This is a genomic window from Faucicola mancuniensis, assembly GCF_046523945.1.
Lineage (GTDB): Bacteria > Pseudomonadota > Gammaproteobacteria > Pseudomonadales > Moraxellaceae > Faucicola > Faucicola mancuniensis.
Genome location: NZ_CP171363.1, coordinates 1300676 through 1320611 on the forward strand (window position 1 = coordinate 1300676; position 19936 = coordinate 1320611).

The 19936-nt window shown below is 40.9% G+C and carries 18 protein-coding genes; 9 read left to right on the forward strand and 9 right to left on the reverse strand.

Annotated features, from left to right (window positions below; all coding sequences use genetic code 11):
- Positions 1-13 precede the first annotated feature (13 nt).
- Complete coding sequence (locus ACGTJS_RS06385) at positions 14-196, forward strand: hypothetical protein (protein WP_315041083.1); 183 nt, start codon at positions 14-16, stop codon at positions 194-196.
- Between the two features lie 373 nt (positions 197-569).
- Here ACGTJS_RS06385 and hemJ read toward each other — a convergent pair whose 3' ends face one another.
- From hemJ to ACGTJS_RS06405, 4 genes are all read right to left on the reverse strand, one after another.
- The gene (gene hemJ, locus ACGTJS_RS06390; RefSeq protein WP_410473163.1) at positions 570-1013 is read right to left on the reverse strand and encodes a protoporphyrinogen oxidase HemJ; all 444 of its coding nucleotides are present in this window, start codon (positions 1011-1013) and stop codon (positions 570-572) included.
- 61 nt (positions 1014-1074) lie between these two features.
- The gene (gene bioB / locus ACGTJS_RS06395; RefSeq protein ID WP_410473164.1) at positions 1075-2115 is read right to left on the reverse strand and encodes a biotin synthase BioB; all 1041 of its coding nucleotides are present in this window, start codon (positions 2113-2115) and stop codon (positions 1075-1077) included.
- A gap of 108 nt (positions 2116-2223) precedes the next feature.
- A complete protein-coding gene (locus tag ACGTJS_RS06400) occupies positions 2224-3429 on the reverse strand; it encodes a hypothetical protein (protein WP_410473165.1) in 1206 nt (401 codons plus the stop codon).
- Between the two features lie 124 nt (positions 3430-3553).
- Positions 3554-3937 (reverse strand): hypothetical protein, encoded by a 384-nt coding sequence (locus ACGTJS_RS06405; protein ID WP_410473166.1) that lies wholly within the window; start codon positions 3935-3937, stop codon positions 3554-3556.
- A 290-nt stretch (positions 3938-4227) separates the two neighbouring features.
- Between ACGTJS_RS06405 and glyQ the strand changes: the two genes are divergently transcribed.
- From glyQ to ACGTJS_RS06440, 7 genes are all read left to right on the forward strand, one after another.
- Positions 4228-5163 carry a glycine--tRNA ligase subunit alpha gene (glyQ, locus tag ACGTJS_RS06410; RefSeq protein ID WP_315041073.1) on the forward strand — a complete coding sequence of 312 codons (936 nt, stop codon included), beginning with the start codon at positions 4228-4230 and terminating at the stop codon, positions 5161-5163.
- A gap of 444 nt (positions 5164-5607) precedes the next feature.
- Complete coding sequence (locus ACGTJS_RS06415; protein ID WP_410473167.1) at positions 5608-6459, forward strand: sulfite exporter TauE/SafE family protein; 852 nt, start codon at positions 5608-5610, stop codon at positions 6457-6459.
- Positions 6460-6560: 101 nt separating this feature from the next.
- Positions 6561-7565, forward strand: a complete 1005-nt coding sequence (gene rhuM, locus ACGTJS_RS06420) for a RhuM family protein (protein WP_410473168.1) — start codon at positions 6561-6563, stop codon at positions 7563-7565.
- A 15-nt stretch (positions 7566-7580) separates the two neighbouring features.
- Positions 7581-9647, forward strand: a complete 2067-nt coding sequence (gene glyS, locus ACGTJS_RS06425; protein WP_410473169.1) for a glycine--tRNA ligase subunit beta — start codon at positions 7581-7583, stop codon at positions 9645-9647.
- A 448-nt stretch (positions 9648-10095) separates the two neighbouring features.
- Entirely contained in the window at positions 10096-10986 is an 891-nt protein-coding gene (locus ACGTJS_RS06430) for a galactose ABC transporter substrate-binding protein (protein WP_410473170.1), read from the forward strand.
- 10 nt (positions 10987-10996) lie between these two features.
- Entirely contained in the window at positions 10997-13306 is a 2310-nt protein-coding gene (locus ACGTJS_RS06435; protein ID WP_410473171.1) for an ATP-binding protein, read from the forward strand.
- A gap of 18 nt (positions 13307-13324) precedes the next feature.
- Positions 13325-13699, forward strand: coding sequence for a response regulator (locus ACGTJS_RS06440; RefSeq protein ID WP_410473172.1), 375 nt, complete (start codon positions 13325-13327; stop codon positions 13697-13699).
- Positions 13700-13739: 40 nt separating this feature from the next.
- On the opposite strand, the gene gspD is transcribed toward ACGTJS_RS06440, so the two are convergent.
- The 4 genes from gspD to ACGTJS_RS06460 form a co-directional block, all read right to left on the reverse strand.
- Positions 13740-16172: a type II secretion system secretin GspD gene (gene gspD / locus ACGTJS_RS06445; protein ID WP_315041988.1), complete on the reverse strand. Its 2433-nt coding sequence runs from the start codon at positions 16170-16172 to the stop codon at positions 13740-13742.
- Positions 16173-16229: 57 nt separating this feature from the next.
- Complete coding sequence (locus ACGTJS_RS06450) at positions 16230-17186, reverse strand: type II secretion system protein N (RefSeq protein ID WP_410473173.1); 957 nt, start codon at positions 17184-17186, stop codon at positions 16230-16232.
- A gap of 8 nt (positions 17187-17194) precedes the next feature.
- Positions 17195-17971, reverse strand: coding sequence for a type II secretion system protein N (gspN, locus tag ACGTJS_RS06455; RefSeq protein ID WP_410473174.1), 777 nt, complete (start codon positions 17969-17971; stop codon positions 17195-17197).
- Positions 17972-18160: 189 nt separating this feature from the next.
- On the reverse strand, positions 18161-18532 hold the full coding sequence (locus ACGTJS_RS06460; RefSeq protein ID WP_410473175.1) for a hypothetical protein: 372 nt from the start codon (positions 18530-18532) through the stop codon (positions 18161-18163).
- Positions 18533-18875: 343 nt separating this feature from the next.
- Between ACGTJS_RS06460 and ACGTJS_RS06465 the strand changes: the two genes are divergently transcribed.
- Positions 18876-19760 carry a neutral zinc metallopeptidase gene (locus ACGTJS_RS06465; RefSeq protein WP_410473176.1) on the forward strand — a complete coding sequence of 295 codons (885 nt, stop codon included), beginning with the start codon at positions 18876-18878 and terminating at the stop codon, positions 19758-19760.
- Here ACGTJS_RS06465 and ACGTJS_RS06470 read toward each other — a convergent pair.
- Entirely contained in the window at positions 19757-19870 is a 114-nt protein-coding gene (locus tag ACGTJS_RS06470) for a GNAT family N-acetyltransferase (protein ID WP_410473238.1), read from the reverse strand. The two genes, ACGTJS_RS06465 and ACGTJS_RS06470, sit on opposite strands and share 4 nt — an antisense overlap.
- Between the last annotated feature and the right edge of the window lie 66 nt (positions 19871-19936).

The window sequence follows — 19936 nt, forward strand, 5'->3', positions numbered from 1 at the left end:
AAAGGAAAATAAAATGACCCAACATTTTACTCAAGAAGCCAATAATTTAGAACAAAAAATCAATAACTTAGAAGACACCATGCACGAAACCGAGCAGTTTCGCACGCTAGAAGAACAAGTGGCGGATATGAAACGCCGTGGCATTGACCCAAAAGACAGCTACAAAAAATGGGACGATGAAGAAGAGGAGGATTGATTTGGTAAAAATCCTATCAAAGTCTTTTAAATCTGTAACTTTGATTAAAATGCGTTAATTGGGTTAATCAAGGTTACGCCCGCTCTCTGTCCCATTCACTACGAATTTGGCGTTCATATTCTAAACCGTCAATTTTGTAATCTTTTAAGGGGTTGTTGGCAAAATTGCGGATTGGTTGGTAAATCTTTGATAATCATAGATTTTGGTTTACCATTTTCTACAATACACACGTTAAAATATTCCGTGGGTTTTTGGTGTAGGCGGATTTAGCCATACAAATAAATTTGCCAAAATCGCCCAACACAACACAAATGCCAAAAACTTGGATAATTTTGTTTCAAGTTTGGGAATTATATCAATTTTTTTCATTCAACTAATGCCCAAATTGCGGTTTAACAATTACCAAAATCACCACAGCAATCAAAATAAAAACAGGCACTTCGTTAAACCATCGCCAAAAAACATGGCTTTTGTATTGCGGATTATCAATCAACTTTAGGCGAAAATGTCCACAAGACAAATGATAAAACGTTAAAAACATGACCAAACATAATTTGATATGTAACCAAATTTGATTTTTATAAGCGTCCCAATTTGGCAACAACATACTTAACCCAAAAATCCAAGTCGCCACCATCGCAGGGGTCATAATGCCACGATAGAGTTTTCGTTCCATCACGGCAAACCGCTCTTGGCTCGTTTTGTCTTCGCTCATCGCATGATATACAAACAAACGTGGCAAATAAAAAATCCCCGCAAACCAACAGATAAGCGAAATCACGTGCCACGCCTTAAACCACAAAAAATATTCAGCCATATTACAACTTCAGTTATTTAAAAGGGCTATTTTACCCAATTTTTGCCAAAAAAACAGCACATTAATACACCGCCAAACTGCCAATCCGTCCACTCACCGCATTGGTAACAGGAATTTGGCGTGGTTCGGCTTTTTCTACAGTTAAACCCAAATCCGCCATCAACTTATCATCATGATTGGTCGTGGCATTGTCCGTTGTCAAAAGTCTATCACCATAAAAAAACGAATTTGCCCCCGCCATAAACAACATGGCTTGTTCGGTGTCGCTCAAACCATCACGCCCCGCAGCAATCCGTACATAACTGGTCGGACAGGCAAGACGAGCCACCGCAATCGTGCGAATCCACTCAAGCACAGGCAAACGAGTTTCGCCCAACTTATCGGCAATTGGTGTACCTGCAATCGGTACAAGCATATTAATTGGAATGGATTCAGGCGGTTTTGGTAAATTTGCCAACTCATGCAATAGGCTAATACGGTCTTCACGGCTTTCGCCCATGCCAATGATACCGCCTGCACAAATGTTTATCCCTGCATTTCGCACATGAGCCAGTGTATTTAAACGGTCATCATAATTACGAGTGCTAACGATTTGGCGATAAAAATCTCGTGACGTATCAAGATTGTGGTTATAGTAGTCAAGTCCAGCTTCGGCAAGCAGTTGGGCTTGGTTGCCTGTCAGCATACCGAGCGTCATGCACGTTTCTAGCCCCAACGCTTTGACTTCTTTAATCAGTTCAAGCACATAGGGCATATCTTTATCATGTGGGTGCTTCCACGCCGCTCCCATACAAAAACGGCTTGAACCGCTTGCTTTGGCTTTTTTTGCTTCTTCAATGGCTTTTGCGACAGCGATTTTCTTTTCAGGTTGTAAATCGGTGCTATGATGTCCTGATTGTGAACAATAACCGCAATCTTCTGGACAATTGCCTGTTTTGATAGATAAAAGTGTACTCACTTGTACGGTATTAGCAGGAAAATTTTCTCGCAAAACATTTTGGGCTTGCATAAGCAAATCCATCAAGGGCAAGTCAAACCACGCTTGAATTTGCGATTTACTGGGACGATGAGATGAAGTAGATGAAAGTGATAGGTCAGCCATGACAAATATCCTAAAATTTTAAAAAATGCCATTATACCAAAAAATCTTTTGCAAAAACCAAAAAAACAACCGTATCAAACGGTTGCTTTTTTATCGCTAAAAAATCAATTACGCATTACGAGTAACAGTGATGTTGATAATCGGTGATTTATTATTTTTCACTGCATCCGTTTTGACATTTTCAGCAATCACTTCATCATCAGCGTGTTTGGCTTCCAATGCTTGCGATTGGGTCATCGCAGGGGGTTGTGAATTATCTGCCGTTTCTTCTTTGTTTTCGCCACTCATTGCTTCCAATTGTTGATTGACTTCGTCCACTTTTTCTTCGGCAGTGGCTTTTAGTCCATCAAGTTTTTCTTTGCCATCTTCAATTTTGGTTTCAGCAGTGGTTTTGACTTCTTCCACTTTTTCTTCTGCAGTCGCTTTCAAATCAGCAACTTTTTCTTCGGCAGTGTGTTTTAATTCGTCAAGTTTTTCTTTACCGTCTTCAATTTTTGTTTCGGCTTTTTCTTTGATTTCTACCGCTTTTTCTTCTGCAGTCGCTTTCAAATCAACAACTTTTTCTTCGGCAGTGTGTTTTAATTCGTCAATTTTTTCTTTGCCTTCTTCAATTTTGGTTTCAGCAGTGGTTTTAAGTTCGTCAAACTTTTCTTCAGCCGTGTGTTTGACTTCTGCCAATTTTTCTTCGGCTTTTTCTTTGATTTCTACCGCTTTTTCTTTTAGGTTGTCCAACACGCTGTTATCTGTTGTTGTGCTATTGGTTGGCGTGTTTTGTTCGTTAAAAAATTTACTTTCGCCTTGTACGGTTTTTTCAGTTTTTTCGGTTTTGTCAAAAAAACTGCTGGCTTTGGCAAACAAATCTTTGGCAATCGGTGTGGCTTTGTCAATCAACGGTTTTGCTTGTTCAACGAATGGTTGCAATGGTTCTGGCACTTTTGGCACGATAAATTTGGCAACTTGGTTAAACCACATCAATAACGAATAATCGCCCGCCATTTTTAAATCGCCGTTTTGAATGCCAACCATAAATGCAGCAGCATCACCTTTGGCAAGCAGTTTTGCACCTGTCATGGAGTCTTTAAAGGTGATACTCAAAGTTGGGTTTTCGGTTTTGTCCGCTGTTTGGGTAAAATAGCCATTGTTTACCGCAAAGGTGCGAAAAACCTGCTCGGCTTCGCTACCCATTTGGATAGTAAAGTTGCGGTTTTCAAGTAGGCTTTTAAATTTGCTATCGCCTGATTTGGCAAGCTGTGATAAACGCAAGCCAACGGCAAATAACAATGCGTCTAAAGGGTCTGATTTTACGTTAAACATGGTGTTTCCTTAAAAAAATAAAGTTATGCTATATTATAGGCAATTTTTTGGTTAATTATCGTAATTTTTTCAATATAGTTATGGTTGTTTTGTAACAATTATAAAAAAATTGTATTTTTTGGTATTATTTTGGCTCATTCATGGGCGTATGACGCACAAAATGTTGATAAAATGATGTGTCACGCTCCAGATTATAAGGGCGAGCACCTGCCATGCGAGTCGGTTTGGCATGATGTTTTAACATTTTTTTGCCAAAACGATAAAAAATCGGTTTTTCCAACGCAAAACGGGCAATAAAAGGCAATATCGCCAAAACACTCGCTAACATATAACTGTGAATCCCCGTCAACGACGTGGCAAAAACCACCAACTGATGCATACTCTCAAGCCAAAAACAACATAAAAATCCCAACGCAAAATAACCCAACAAATAACGATAATTGCTGAATGCCAACGCTACCACGCCAAATAAACTCACCGCCAAAACCACCGATAACAAGATAGACATAAGTTATCTCCTTTGTGTTAAAAAGTTTAAAAACGTTTAAAAAATCTTAATTCAATAAAAAATATATCTATACAACACATGACTATATTATGGGTGTTTTTTGTTAAAAATAAAAGACAGTCTCTGCAATAATACGACAACGATTGTCGTGTATTTTGTAACTTGGTAAAAAACCTAAATTTTTTTGATTTTTGAGAAAAAATTGTGAAAAAAATGACAAAGTTTTGGCTATTTGGGGTGATAAATGGTTATAATAAGCAAATTTTTAACCACATTTTAGAGAAAAAGTTATGCTAACCTTTCAAGATTTGATTTTAACCCTACAAAACTACTGGGCAGAAAAAGGCTGTGTGGTCTTGCAACCTTATGATATGGAAGTGGGGGCAGGGACGTTTCACACCGCCACTTTTTTGCGTGCCTTAACGCCAGAAAAATGGAACGCCGCCTACGTTCAGCCGTCTCGCCGTCCGACCGATGGACGTTATGGCGACAACCCTAATCGTTTGCAACACTATTATCAGTTTCAAGTGGTGCTAAAGCCAAACCCTGCCAACATTCAAGAGCTGTATTTGGGTTCGCTTGAAGCCATTGGCATTGATACACTGACCCACGATGTGCGTTTTGTGGAAGACAACTGGGAGTCGCCAACGCTTGGTGCGTGGGGCTTGGGCTGGGAAGTGTGGTTAAACGGTATGGAAGTTACCCAGTTTACCTATTTTCAGCAGGTGGGCGGTATTGAGTGTTTCCCTGTTACAGGCGAGATTACTTATGGCTTGGAGCGTCTTGCCATGTACATTCAAGGCGTGGACAGCGTGTATGATTTGGTGTGGACGGACGGCGAATTTGGGCGTGTTACTTATGGCGATGTGTTCCACCAAAATGAAGTGGAGCAATCGACTTATAATTTTGAATATGCCGATGTACCAAAAATGTTTGAACTTTTTGATTTTTATGAACAACAAGCGGATAAATTGGTCGAAGTCAATTTGCCGTTGCCTGCGTATGAAATGGTGTTGAAAGCCAGTCATACTTTTAATCTATTGGACGCTCGTGGGGCGATTTCGGTAACGGAGCGTCAGCGTTTTATTTTGCGTGTGCGTACTTTGGCAAGAAAAGTTGCGGTCAGCTATACCGAAGCTCGTGCGAAATTGGGCTTTCCGCTTGCCGATGAAGCACATAAGGCGGAGGCGTTGGAAAAATGGTTGCCGAAAGTGGATAAAGAATAAATGTGGGAGAATGAATATGCAAGTAATGATTGAATTACCAAACACAATTACACCAATTATTTAAGATTTGGCTCATGAAAGTGGTAAAGATGAAAAAGATATTATCACATCTGCATTACTTGCTTATTTTGCCAATCAATCTACTAAATAAAATTTTGGTAATGGTTGGCAACAAATGTATCGTGCATTAGACGATTTTGAGCCAAATTTTAAGCTAGAACGTGAAAGTGATATTGAACAAATAAGACAGGAAATAGGCTAACTATGTATTTACTAGATACCAAAGAATTTGAGCGTATTCGTCAATTAAAGTTAGAAAACTGGGTTTAAATATTCTATGATCGCATAACTTTATCAAAAAACAAAACAGGACGGAATAATAAAACACGACTAAAATACCCACTCTAGCAACTTTTCTCAAAAAAAATCCAAAAAGAGTGGCGTATGGACATTTACTTTATCTTAGCAGGTATCTTTGTCGGCTTTTGCGTGGGAGTTACAGGCGTGGGCGGTGGCTCGCTCATGACACCGATTCTCATCATACTGTTAAAAGTTGAACCGCATATCGCAGTCGGTACAGACCTACTTTATGCCGCCATCTCAAAATTTTTTGGTGGTGTCGTCCATTTCAAAAAATCCAATGTCGTCTGGTCAATCGTGCTGTGGATCGCCATCGGCAGTATTCCTGCGTCCATCGCCACCAATTACCTAGTCGCCACTTATCTCGGCAACATCAACGCCATCAAAACCATCATGACGCTGATTTTGGGGGCGATGCTCATGGTAACAGGCGTGTCGCTGATTTTTCACAATCGTATTGAAGCCTTTTTTGACAAATATCGCAAAACCGCCAAAACTCACCATTTAGCCGTCCATATCCCAAAGTACAAGCTCGCCTTAATGGGCGTGTTGCTTGGCGTGGTGGTAACGCTGTCATCGGTGGGAGCTGGGGCGTTTGGGGTCATGGCGTTGGTGTTGATTTTTCCGCAGTTGCCTATGATTCGTATTATCGGCTCGGACGTGGTTCATGCGGTGCTTTTGACGCTCGTGGCAGGGCTTGGGCATTTGTTTACAGGCAGTGTGGATTTTCATATGCTCACCTTTTTGTTAATTGGAGCAATCCCTGCGGTGATTGTCGGAACGCTTGTTAGCAGTAAGTTGCCTGAGAAAAAACTTCGTCCGATTTTGGGCGTTACCTTGTTGTTATTGGGTGTGAATTTTATCGCTCACCCAACCAAAGAAAAACCCAAAACACCGATCACCGCTCAAGTGGTTGTAAAAAATCAATCGGCATAATTTTACAAAAATTAACTTTTATACCCCAATCGGTGCTGATTGGGGTATTTTTATGGGGGTAATTTCTGTTATAATCACAGTTATTTTTGTCTGTTGATACAATGTTAAAAAACTCAAATCCAATTCAGATTTACCAAGCCCAAAATGGTATAACGGAAGTTGAAGTGCGTTTTGATAACGAAACCGTTTGGCTGTCGCAAGTTCAAATGGCAGAGCTTTTTGACACAAGTGCGGACAATATTAGCTTGCACTTAAAAAATATTTTCTCTGAAAATGAGTTAGATGAAAATTCAACTACCGAGGATTTCTCGGTAGTTCGTCAAGAAGGTAAACGCCAAGTTAATCGTAAGATTAAATACTATAATTTAGATGCAATCATATCGGTTGGCTATAGGGTAAAATCTAAGAATGCGACCCAATTTCGTATTTGGGCGACTGCTCGTTTAAAAGAATATTTGTTACAAGGTTATAGCATTAATCAAAAACGCCTTGAACAAAACGCTCATGAGCCTGAACAAGCCTTAGCCCTAATCCAAAAAACTGCCCAATCGTCCGAATTAACCGTACAAAGTGGGCGTGGGTTGGTGGATATTGTCAGCCGTTATACGCAGACCTTTTTGTGGTTACAACAATATGACGAAGGCTTATTGAGCGAGCCAAAAAGCCAAATCGGTGGCACATTGTCAACGGTGGACGAGGCACGCAAGGCTTTGGCCGTTTTAAAGGCGGATTTACTTGCCAAAGGCGAGGCGACCGAGCTGTTTGCCAAAGAGCGTGGTGATGGTTTGCCTGCGTTATTGGGCAATTTGGAGCAGACGGTATTTGGCGAACCTGCCTATCCAAGCGTGGAGGCAAAGGCAAGTCATTTGCTGTATTTTGTTATCAAAAACCACCCATTTGCCGATGGTAATAAACGCAGTGGGGCGTTTTTGTTTGTTGATTTTTTATACAAAAATGACCGTTTGTTTAATGCCAAAGGCGAGCCGATTATTAATGATACAGGCTTGACGGCGTTGGCTTTATTGATTGCCGAATCCGCCCCAGAACAAAAAGAAACTTTGATTAAACTTATTATGAATATGCTACAAAACAATCATTCATTGTAAAGTAAAGAGAACCCTATGACCACCATTTTATTTGAATTAGGCACTGCCGAGTTGCCACCAAAAAACCTAAAACAAATGCGTGATGCCTTGCACAGCGGTGTCGAAAAATCGCTAAACGATGCCAATATCACCTTTGACAACATCAAAAGCTATGCCACGACGCGCCGTTTGGCGGTGCAGATTTTTGGCATTAGCGACAAACAGCCCGACCGTGTGGAGCAAAAACGAGGCCCTGCCGTCAAAGGTGCGTTTGACGCTGATGGTAATCTGACCAAAGCAGGACTTGGCTTTGCTCAAGGCTTGGGCATTAGCAAGGATGATTTAATCACCATTAGCACCGACAAAGGCGACTACATTGGCTATAATTTGACCGTACAAGGGCAAGCTGTGAGCGACTTACTGCCAGCCATTTTCCAAAAAGCATTGGACGAGTTGCCAATCGCTAAGCGTATGCGTAGTGGGGCAGAGCGTAGCGAATTTGTCCGCCCTGTGCAGTGGGTGGTGCTGATGGCGGACGACCAAGTCATTAATGCCAATATTCAAGGGCATAGCACGGCTAATAAGACTTGTGGACACCGTTTTCACGCCCCAGACTTTATCGATATTGACCGTGCGGACAATTACGAAAGCATTTTGCAAAACGCCTTTGTCATTGCCGATTTTGACAAACGCCAACAAGCCATTCAAGAACAAGTGCAAAAATTGGCGGACGAAGTCGGAGCGGTTGCCATTGTGCCACAAGATTTGCTAGACGAAGTAACCGCCCTTGTAGACTTGCCTGTGGCACTGCGAGCGAGCTTTGAAGAGCGGTTTTTGGCTGTGCCACAAGAAGCACTTATTAGCACAATGCAAGCCGACCAAAAATATTTTTGTTTAACTGACAAAGACGGCAAATTGCAACCGTATTTTATTTTTATCAGTAACATTGACAGCAAAGACAAAGCCCAAGTCATTGCAGGTAATGAAAAAGTGGTGCGTCCACGCCTTGCCGATGCTGAATTTTTCTTTTTACAAGACCAAAAACAGCCGTTATTTGCCTTGACCGAAAATCTTAAAAACCGAGTTTTTCAAGAAAAACTTGGCACAATTTGGGAAAAATCTGAGCGTATCGCCAAATTATCTGCCTTTATTGCCACGCAAATTGGGGCAAATGTCGAACACGCAACCCGTGCAGGCGTGCTGTCAAAATGCGATTTGGCAAGTACGCTGGTGGGCGAATTTCCAGAGTTGCAAGGCATTGCAGGCACATATTATGCACGCCTAAACAACGAGCCGACCGCCGTTGCCGATGCCATTGAAGAGCAATATTTGCCAAAATTTAGTGGCGACAAACTGCCCGCCACCGACATTGGCACGGCATTGGCGTTGGCTGACCGCATTGACACTTTAGTGGGGATTTTTGGCATTGGTGAAGCCCCAACAGGCTCAAAAGACCCATTTAGCCTTAGACGAGCGTCCATAGGTGTTTTACGAATTTTAATTGAGAAAAAATTGGCGTTAAATTTGGTGAGTTTGATTGAACAAGCCTTAAAAAATTATCAAGGCAAAATTGACAATCTTGCCAAAACTTTTACCGATGTGATGGAATTTATCAACGCTCGCTACCGTGCGATGTACACCGAGCAAGGCGTGGCGGTTGATACCATTATGGCGGTGCAAGCCATTAATCCGCATATGCCACTGGATTTTGATGAGCGTATTCGTGCCGTGCAAGCGTTTCGTGCGTTGCCACAGGCTCAAAGTCTTGCCGAGGCAAACAAGCGTGTGGCAAATATTTTGGCAAAAGCAGAAGGGCAAGTTGCCGACAACGTGGACGAGAGCCTGCTTACCGAAATAGCTGAAAAAGAGCTGTATCAAGCCGTGCAAAACGCCAAAAACGCCACCAAACCGTTACAAGAAAACGCCGATTATCAAGGGATTTTGACCGAACTGGCTAATCTAGCCACGCCTTTAACGGCATTTTTTGATAATGTGATGGTAAATAGCGATGATGTTAATCTTAAAAACAACCGTTTGGCACTGTTAAAACAAGTGCGTGGGTTGTTTTTGAGCGTGGCGGATATTGGCGAGTTGCAGGGCTGATATTACAGTTATTCATGTTAACTTTATAAAAATGGTAGTCTGAATTTTAAGACTACCATTTTTTTTGGGTGTAGGTTGATATACCAACCTATTTTATTAAATATTTTTATTAATATTATTTAGAAAATTTTAATTTATAAATAGCTTATCTTTATTTTTAGTATGTTAGTCATTTTTTTCTTTGGCTTTATTTACATAAATGTTAATATCATTATATATTATATATACATTTATTACGTTTTGTAAGTCGCTTATTCGTTAGAGTCATTCAAATTTAAAAAAAATTAAAAAATTTGAACACATCGTGCAAGATAAGGTAGTTACCATGATAAATTTTTATAAAACTTTGCCTTTATTTGTTGTATTGTTATGTACAGCATGTGCAAATCAAAAATCCAATGAGCAATCAGAAACAATAGCCTATCCAACAGCCAAGGTTGGCATGTCTATGAGTGCAATAGCAACCAATGCCTTTTTTAATGATATGTATGAGTCTGCCAAAGGCGTAATGCAACAACAGCCATCTTTGACTTTGTTGCTAGAGCAAGCGGATAACGACCAAAACAAACAATATCAACAACTTGATGATATGTTACAACAGGGTGCTAAAGCATTGGTGGTAAACCTTGCTGATGTATCACAAGGTCAAGCGTTTGTTGAAAAATATTGTAAAAAAGGTGTGCCTGTTGTTTATCTAAACCGTAATCCCGGCGATAAATATTTGGCAAGTTGCGATACGGCTTATTTTGTAGATGGCGATGCTAACCAAGCGGGTGTATTGCAAGGGCTACAAGTGCTAGAAAAGTGGAAAGCCAATCCAGATTGGGATAAAAATAAAGATGGTGCTATCTCATATGCGTTATTAGAAGGCATTCCAAACCATGCAGGGACAATGGCTCGTACTAAATGGTCAATCAGTACCATGCAAAACTACCCTTCGTTAGGTATTCCTGTACGACAGGTTTTTTCGGATACGGCAATGTTCCAACAAGACAAAGCGAGTGAAGTTGTAGAAAACTGGATAAGCCAACCAAATTTTGGCGATGTGGAAGTGATTTTAGCAAATAATGACAACATGGCGATAGGTGCGATTGATACCCTTAAAAAACACAATATAAAATTGCCTGTTTTTGGTATTGATGGTGGTAAAGTAGGGCTAGAGTTGGTAAAATCTGGCGATATGAGTTCAACTGTATTTAATGATTATGATAATCAAGTCAAAACAGCTTTGAGAATGGCAGCGAATTTGGCGACCAATCAACCTGTAATGAACGGCATTAATTATCGTATGGAATATAAAATTGTAAACGTTCCTTATCAAAATATTACGTTAAAATAAGGTATAAGACATGGCAACAACAAATCATACGAATACCACAGGTTCAAAATATAAAAAATATACCATGTTACTGACTTTGGTTGTGTTATTTTTGGTATTGACCGTTGGTATGTTAGCACTGAATTTTTTATCAACCAACCGTTTTACAACGTATGCACAATCATTAGAAGTTGCGAATAGCCAAGGGGCAACGAGTCAAGAGCTATCAAAAAACTTGCTAGATATTAATCTATATATTAATACAGCCTTAGAGCAACAAAAACAAAATGCTGTAGCGACAACGATAAATACAACGCAAAATCTAGCAACGCCAGTAACAGAAAACCAAGCAACAACGGTTGCGAGTGCAGTAGCCAATACGGAAACACCATCTGTTGCGAATACACAGCAGACGGTTAGTATTGATGCTTTGCCACAAATTGCTGTGTATAAAATTGATGAGATTAAAAAACAACGAGATACATTGTCTCAAGCATTACAAGCTTTCCAAAAAGGTGGTGCAGTTACTTTAACATCAGGCAAAGAAATTTCTTTAAATGCTACAAATAATCAAGCCGCTTTGAAAAGTTTACAAGAAACGGAGCAAATTTGGATTCCTTATTTGGGTTTGTTAGATAATTTTTTACAAGATATTCAAAAAGGCTATATTTCTAAACAAACAAGTGATTATTTGGTGGATTATACCCGATTATATAACCGAGCATTACTAACCGAATCTAATAATTTAACAACTGCCTTAAACCAAGAAATTGAACAACAAACCTTATTACAAAAAAATATACAGCTAGCAGGTATTATCAGTGCTTTTTTACTGTTCTTTGCGATTGTATTTGGTGCATTGCGTCAATTGTTAAATAGTGATAGTCGCTTGGCTCAAGCACGTCAACAGACAACGGACATTTTAAATACGGTCAATGAAGGACTATTCTTGATTGACAAAAATATGGTCTTGTCAGATGAGTATTCTCGCAGTACAGAGCAAATTTTGCATAAGTCTGAATTAAAAGGTAAAACTTTAACAGACTTGTTAAAAGATACGATTTCTCAACAGGATTTGGACAGTACAAAGCTGTTTATTGAACAATTATACAACGCTTGGGTTGTAGAAGAGTTAATCCAAGACTTGAACCCTTTAAAAAATATCCGCATGAGCTATGTAGATGACAAAGGGCGTACACAAATTCGCTTTTTAGATTTTAACTTTTTAAGAATCGTAGAAAAATCAGGCGAAATTAGTAAGGTGTTTGTGAGTGTTGTTGATATTACAGAAGCTGTTCATTTGCAAGAAAAACTTGAAAAAGCACGTCAGCAACATGACAATGAGCTAGAAATGATTAGTGCTATTTTGACAATTGATAATCAAAACCTAGTCGCATTCATTGCCAATACAAATCATCGAATTGATAAAATTAACGCTGTGTTAAAACAAGAATCTGCAGGTCATTTTGACCTACAAGAAAAAGCACGTCAAATATACCGAGAAATGCATAGCTTAAAAGGCGAGGCATCAGCGATTAAAATGAGTGCGTTTGTGAGTGCTGCAGAAAAACTTGAAAGTCAAATTAAAGAGTTATTGCAACATTCAAATTTAACAGGTAATGACTTTTTAGCGTTTACGATTAATTTAAAAGAATTATTGGATTTAAATCTTTTTGTAAGTAGCATATTAGAACGTTTACGTTTGGTAGGATGTAATGTGGACACTGTCGTTGCCCAACAACCACAAAGCAGTCCATCAGCTAGTGTCAGTCAAACAAAAGTAAATCCATGGCATGATTATTTTACGCAATATGCTCAAGATATCGCCAATCGTCAGTCCAAAAACGTGAATGTTCAAGTGAATGGGTTTGATGAGCTATTGCCATTTCACGATGAAAAAGCGAATGTATATAAAGACATTGCCACACAATTTTTGAAAAATGCGATTGTGCATGGCATTGAAAGCCCAGCCGAACGTTTGGCAAAAGGCAAAAATGAATCAGGTGAAATAACCTTAAGCCTTGAAAAAGTTGATGAAAATCATCAAAAAATCAGCATTCATGACGATGGTCAAGGCATTAATTGGACAAAAATCCGCCAAAAAGCCGTTGAGCTAGGTCATGTAACCGAGCTACAAGCCGAACAGCTACAAGCAAAAGATTTATTACGCTTAATGTTAAGTTCAGGTATTTCAACTGCCGAAAACCAAGATGAAGATGCAGGGCGTGGCGTTGGCATGGATATCGTGCGACAACTGGCGATAGAAGGCAGAGGCAAATTGGGTATCAATAGCCAACCTAACCAATTCACGATGATGAGTGTAACTTTTCCAAACCAATAATTTAAAAAAGGATATTCCATGGCACACCGTTTAATGATTGTTGATGACTCAAATATTATCCGTAACCGTATTGAACGTAGCTTTGAAGATAGCGATATACAAATTGTGGCAACAGCGAGCAATGGCTTAGAAGCGTTGCAAAAGTTTGATTTGGTAAAGCCTGATTTTATCACGATGGACTTGACCATGCCACAAATGGACGGCTTAGAATGTATCCAAAAAATCATCGCCCAAAACACAGGCGTAAGTATTTTGGTCGTTTCGGCACTGTCAGACAAAGCCACCGCTTTACAAGCTTTGCAATATGGGGCAAGGGGCTTTATTTGTAAGCCCTTTAGCGAAGATGAGTTGGTCAATGCGATTAATCGTTTGATTGAATTACAACAATCCTAATCCAAAAAAGCCCCAAATCTTGGGGCTTTCTTAATTAGCCTTAAGGCGTTGTATTCACATCAACCTTGTCGGTTACGATTACCGTTTGTGGATTGACAATTTGGGTCACAGGCTGAATCGTAGGCTGTGCGGTTGCCACAGGGTCAATACTTGGCGGTGTGACAATCACTGTATCTGTTTTGACAGGATTAGCATCGTCCAATGTGGGTTCAACCACGACAGTTGAAGCATTTGGCACTGTTACCACCGCTTGTGTCGCAGGTACAACCGTAGGCACGGTGCTTAATTTTTGTGATGCTGGCATGACCAAGTCATTTTTTGGCACGTCCACGATAGGGGCAGGGGTGGTATTTGGGTGCAACGGATAAGCGTTGTCAATATTTAACGGAATTTGTTTTAACGTGCCGTTTTTGTCAATCACTAATTGCATGGTGCGAATGCCTTCAAGGCTTTTTTCGGTCATACTGGCGACGGCTGTGCCATTTCGTAAAATGGTCGGTTGTAAAAACACAATCAAGTTTGTTTTGTCGCTGTTTTTACTTTTTGATTTAAACAAATTACCAACCACAGGAATATCACCAAGTCCCGGCACTTTTTGTTGCCCATAAGTGCTGTTATCACGCATTAAACCGCCTAGGGCAACGGTCTGTTGGTCATCTGCCAAAATGGTGGTTTTAATCAAGTTTTTGTTGGTAACAACACCGCTAACATTGTTTAGCGTACCGTCCACGATAGACGACACTTCTTGGGTAATTTCAAGTCTGACCGTGCCATTTTCGCCAATGTGTGGCACAACGTTTAGATTAATCCCCACGTCTTCACGGCTCACCGTCTGAAATGGATTGGTAGAAGAATTGTTGGTCGTGGTATAAGAACCCGTTACAAACGGCACATTTTGACCGACCAAAATATTGGCTTTTTCATTGTCCAACGTCAAAATTGACGGCATGGATAACAAATTGGCATTGTTGGTTTTGTTAATCGCTTGCAAAATCGCCCCATAAAATTGGCGATTGCCATTGCTATCCACTCTACTATCGCCCACACCAAACAACGCCCCTGCAATGGACGCAGCCGCTTTGCCGACTTGACCTGTTAAGGCTTCGGTAGCCAGACCAATCGCTGTTGCACCGACATTGTTAAAGTTCACCACGCCCACACCGCTATTGGCATTGCCCATCGCCCATTGTACGCCCAGTTGTTGCGTGTCGTTGCCAGAGATTTCCATGATGGCGGCTTGGATTAACACTTGGTCTCGGCGAGTGTCCAGTTGATTGATGGTATTTTCAATTTCAATCATCAAATCTGGACTGGCATTTACCACCACCGAATTTTGAGTTTGGTCGGCGATAATGCTAAAAGGGCGACCTTGCGTATTTGCGGTGCTGTTACTGCTGGTGTTGGTGGAACTGGTATTAATCGGTGAACCTGTTACCGAGGTGTTGCTTGTGCTGTTTGACGTTGATGTGTTGCTGCTATTGCCAAACATAGAAGTCGCTTCTAGCGTGGTTTGGTCACCTGCACTGTTAATAGATTGGTTGGATAACAAACTTCTTAACATATTGGCAATGTGGGTGGCACTGGCATATTTTAGGCGAAACACCCGCAAACCGCTCAAACGCTGACTTGGTATGGTGTCAAGTTCATCTACCATGCGTTGCACTTTGGCGGTCATTTCCACGCTACCTTTGACAAGCAGTCTATCGGCAATTGGGTCGGCAATGATTTTTATCAAACTGCCATTGCCTGATGCGACCGCAGGCGAGCCTTGTCCACTGCTGGCGGTACTTGTGCCTGACACGCCTGTCAATGAGCTGAGCAGTTGCATCATGCGTTCGGCATCTACATGACGCAAGGGAATGACGGTTAATTTGTCATTCATATTGCTGTCTAAGTCATTGATAAGTTTGGTAAGTTGGTTTAAATTATCGGCTCTGTCTGACAAAATCAACGCATTGATATTTGGCAAAACGGCGGCGTTGGCATACTGTGGCATCATCGGGCGGATAACGTTTAACACATCAGTGGCACTGGTATTGGTCAGATACAAAACCCGTGTCGCCAACTGATTGCCTGTGGTATTACCACGCAAATCCACATCAACGCCCGCTTGTTTGGCAACCGTATCAGGCAACAACTCAATGGTCGTACCACGGTCAATCGCCACAATCCCATTGACTTTCATCACCGCCAAAAACAAATCATAAATTTCGGCACGGTTTAACGTTTTGTTGGCAATCACCGTGACATTGCCATTAATGCGTGGGTCTAGCACAAAGTTTTTTTGCGTGATGGTCGCCACTTGGTCAATAAAGGCTTTAATATCAGCATCTTGCAAATGCACCTTGTAGCCTGTTTCGCCAGCCGCCACCGCCGTTGGGATATGACAAATACTGAAACTTACCAAAATACTGAATGTCAAAGGTTTTAATACAGATTTTAAAAAAGTCTTGCGTTGCGTGTGTTGTTTCATATCTAACCTATAAAATTTTCTTTTGTAAAATGCGAATTGATTGGCATTGCCAAAAATTTAAAACGACTGATTCAGCGTAATCACCTGTTCGCCACGTTGCACTTGGATTTGGGCTTGTCCTGACTGTCTGGCTTGTTGTAAAAGCTGAGAATCTTGTGCAGGATTTTGCCCCACATTTTGTCCATTTAATGAAATCACCCTGTCGCCTGTCTGTAGCCCCAAGCGGTCTTTAATCCCTGATGGCATTGCATCGGTTACCATATAGCCATTACCAGTCGCCGCCACACCCATTTGGCTAAGATAGCCTGCTGGATTTGCCTGTAAGCCTTCAATCGCATTATCCAACGGCGTTGGCGTATTTTGAGCTTGCGTTGGGCTTGTGCCATCAAGCGGTTGATTTGGCATTGGTGGTGGCGTTTGTGTTGGAATTTGTGGTACAGGCATACCTTGAGATGGGGGCATGACTTGTGGCATATTTTGGGCGGACAAACTTTCGTTGTTTAACACCATGGTATTGCCTTGCGTTCTCATCGCTTGTTGGGGTTGTTGTCCTCGTTGGTCAAGCAAAAATGGCTTACCAAAATCCACTTTGAACGTTTGTCCATTATTATCTGTCAAAATAATGTGGTCAATTTTCACATCGCTTAATTTAAAAGCCGAACCATCCAAAATTTCGTCCACTTTATAACTTTTGGTTTTGCCATTAAAGGTTAAAATCGCAAAAGATAAACTTTTGGGATTTGCCACCGTGATACCAACGATTTTGACATCAGGTGGTGGCAGACTTGACTGGGTCGCCATTGGGCGTGCAAAAATATCCAACCCATTGCCGACAGGCATAGCCATTTGACTGTTTTGTAATGGCACAGGCGAAAGGGCAGGGGCAGCCGGTGGGGCAATCACCAACCAAAACCCACGAGCCAACAACCAACACGCCCACACAATCACCACCAACAAAATCAGTGGATAAAATTTTTGTAAGGCTTGAAAAATGTTAAAATCCGTTCGCTTCACAACACCCCCTAAAAACTGCCAAACAACGGCTGACGAAGCGAAACCGCCACGCTGTCATCTGCCCCTTGTCCTTGATAATTTGGCATATTTTTTAACAAACGTTGGGTCAAAGCCACATCAAGCATATTGTCATTGTCCAAATACAAATCGCCCAAACGCTGTCCTTGCGGTGTCGCTAACGCCAAATGCAGACGGCTAGGCGATTGTGAAGTTTTTTCTTTATCCAAAACACCGACCATTTTTGGCAAATTAATCTGATAAACACGTCCGCCAAAAGGATAGCCCATATTACCACCCAACCAATCAAAATCGCCAGACGCATTGACAAAACCTGTCTTATTACGCGATAGCGATAAATTTTTTACCATAATTGGCGAATCAGGCAATTGCCAACTGCCCAAAGAACTTAACAAATCTTTGTTAATTTTGCCGTTAAAGTCATGGATTTGCCAACTATTTTTGCCGATTTTTGCCAAACCGTTTAACTCCGTTGTACCAGAGCGAATTTTAACATTCATGCCAATTTTGCCTGTAAAAATGTACAAGGGTTGCCATTGCCAGTCTAATGTTCCCGATAAACTTTTGTTTGGATTGTTGGGTGGGGCGATTTGCCAATTGGCTTGACCTTGCCAAAGATTGCCAGAGATTTGTTGTAAATATGGATTGTTCGGCACAAATTTTTGTACAAGCCAACTGGCTGGCAACTGCACCAACAAAAACAAGCATAACAAAATAAGACCGACTAACCACCAAAGTCGTGTAGGACGAGAAATTACCGTTGCCAAATCAATGCCCTTTTAAGCAAATAAAAAAATGTACAAAATTTTTATATGATAACTGATTTTGGCAGATTTGTAATGTGGTTTTTGTGAAAATGGGAATTTTTTTTGTTTTTTAACAAAAAAATAAAAATAGTGAATAGAAAAAGGAACATCAAACAATGTTCCTTTTTTTGATGTTGATAAATCAACAAATTAGTGAGCAGCAGATGCAGTAGCAGTTGCGTCAACAGCGTCTTTAGTTGCGTCAGCAGCTTGTTCAGCAGCAGCTTGTGCATTTTCAGCAACAGCTTCTGATTGTTCGGCAGCAGCTTCGTTACCAGCAGCAACCGCAGCAGAGGCGTTCGCAGCAGCAACAGATGCAGTAGATGCAGCAGCAACCGCAGTAGAAGCAGCTTCTTGTGCAGCAGCGTCAGTTGGTGCAGATGCAGCGTCAGCTACCGCAGCAGATGCAGCTTGAGTTGCTTCAGTTTTTGCTTCAGCAGCTTCTTCAGCTGGTTTTGAGCAAGCAGTCAAAGCTACAGTAGTAGCCATTAAAGTAGATAGTAAGATAGATTGGAATTTCATAAGTTTCTCCTAAGGAAATATAACCCGTTACTATTCTTACTCAATACAACTTTTAAGAATATTACGGGACATAGTGCGAGCGTATTTTAGCTCAAATCTTATTAAATTTAAACATCTTTTTTCATCACTTTGTAACAAAACATATTTTTGTTTAAAAAAAGATATCTTTTTAATGAAATTTTTGGGACTGCAATTATATTATAATTATCTTTGTGTTGTATAGTGATTTTTTAGATTTTTACAATTTTTTTTTAATTTGGCTGAAATAGGTTAAATAATTGATACAAATGTTTTTTTATTTTGACGTTATAATAAGGCAATATTTTTAGTTAAAGGGTGTTTTATGAAGTGGGAAGGCAGAGAAGGCAGTAGTAATGTGCGTATGAGCGGTGGCAAGGCTGTCGGCGGTGGTATCGGTAGTATTATTATTGGTTTGATTTTGTGGCTCGTGTTTGGTATGGACCCGATGACGGCGATGAAAACAGGTCAGCAGGTTACGGGTGGTGGACAGCAGACGACTACGGCGGTTAATCAACAAACGGCGGATAGAGATGCCAAGTTTGTATCGGTGGTGCTAGCGGATACTGAGGCGGTTTGGCAACAGATTTTTAAAGAAAATGGCATGACTTATAAAGAGCCACAGTTAATTTTGTTTAATGGGCGTGTGCAGTCGGCTTGTGGTAGCGCGTCTTCTGCGACAGGGCCTTTTTATTGTCCTGCTGACCAAAAAGTGTATTTGGATACGTCATTTTTTACCGAAATGCGTCAAAATCTGGGCATTTCTGGCGACCAAAATGGTTCTGGTGATGCACAAAATCAAGGCAAGGCGGGTGATTTTGCCCAAGCGTATGTGATTGCTCACGAAGTGGGACACCACGTGCAGACGTTATTGGGAATTAGCCAAAAGGTAAATGAAGCCAGCCGTAGAGCGAGCAAAGCCCAAGCCAACAATTTATCAGTACGCCAAGAGCTACAAGCCGACTGTTTTGCAGGTGTGTGGGCGAACCGCAATCAACAACGCGTGCAGTTTTTGGAGCAAGGCGATATTGAAGAGGCGATTAACGCCGCCGAGCAAATCGGCGATGACCGTTTGGCACATTCGCACGGACAAGTCGCCATGCCAGACAGCTTTACCCATGGCACAAGTCAGCAACGTATGACGTGGTTTAGCCGTGGTTTAAAATCAGGCGATATCAACCAGTGCGATACCTTTAACGCCAATATTTAACACATTTTTAACATATCAATATGGGGAATGTTATCTTCTAGGCAGCCTTTCCCTTGTTGTCTAAAGCCCAACGATTCATAAAAACCTTTTAAATAAGTTTGAGCCGAAATATATAGTAATTTAAAATAGGATTAAGACAAAGTTTCCGTTCGTGGTGAGCTTGCCGAACCATAACG

Coding starts and splice junctions, on each gene's coding strand:
- ACGTJS_RS06385 (WP_315041083.1), top strand. CDS start 14: ATGACCCAACATTTTACTCAAGAAGCCAATAATTTAGAACAAAAAATC.
- hemJ (WP_410473163.1), bottom strand. CDS start 1,013: ATGGCTGAATATTTTTTGTGGTTTAAGGCGTGGCACGTGATTTCGCTT.
- bioB (WP_410473164.1), bottom strand. CDS start 2,115: ATGGCTGACCTATCACTTTCATCTACTTCATCTCATCGTCCCAGTAAA.
- ACGTJS_RS06400 (WP_410473165.1), bottom strand. CDS start 3,429: ATGTTTAACGTAAAATCAGACCCTTTAGACGCATTGTTATTTGCCGTT.
- ACGTJS_RS06405 (WP_410473166.1), bottom strand. CDS start 3,937: ATGTCTATCTTGTTATCGGTGGTTTTGGCGGTGAGTTTATTTGGCGTG.
- glyQ (WP_315041073.1), top strand. CDS start 4,228: ATGCTAACCTTTCAAGATTTGATTTTAACCCTACAAAACTACTGGGCA.
- ACGTJS_RS06415 (WP_410473167.1), top strand. CDS start 5,608: ATGGACATTTACTTTATCTTAGCAGGTATCTTTGTCGGCTTTTGCGTG.
- rhuM (WP_410473168.1), top strand. CDS start 6,561: ATGTTAAAAAACTCAAATCCAATTCAGATTTACCAAGCCCAAAATGGT.
- glyS (WP_410473169.1), top strand. CDS start 7,581: ATGACCACCATTTTATTTGAATTAGGCACTGCCGAGTTGCCACCAAAA.
- ACGTJS_RS06430 (WP_410473170.1), top strand. CDS start 10,096: ATGAGTGCAATAGCAACCAATGCCTTTTTTAATGATATGTATGAGTCT.
- ACGTJS_RS06435 (WP_410473171.1), top strand. CDS start 10,997: ATGGCAACAACAAATCATACGAATACCACAGGTTCAAAATATAAAAAA.
- ACGTJS_RS06440 (WP_410473172.1), top strand. CDS start 13,325: ATGGCACACCGTTTAATGATTGTTGATGACTCAAATATTATCCGTAAC.
- gspD (WP_315041988.1), bottom strand. CDS start 16,172: ATGAAACAACACACGCAACGCAAGACTTTTTTAAAATCTGTATTAAAA.
- ACGTJS_RS06460 (WP_410473175.1), bottom strand. CDS start 18,532: ATGAAATTCCAATCTATCTTACTATCTACTTTAATGGCTACTACTGTA.
- ACGTJS_RS06465 (WP_410473176.1), top strand. CDS start 18,876: ATGAAGTGGGAAGGCAGAGAAGGCAGTAGTAATGTGCGTATGAGCGGT.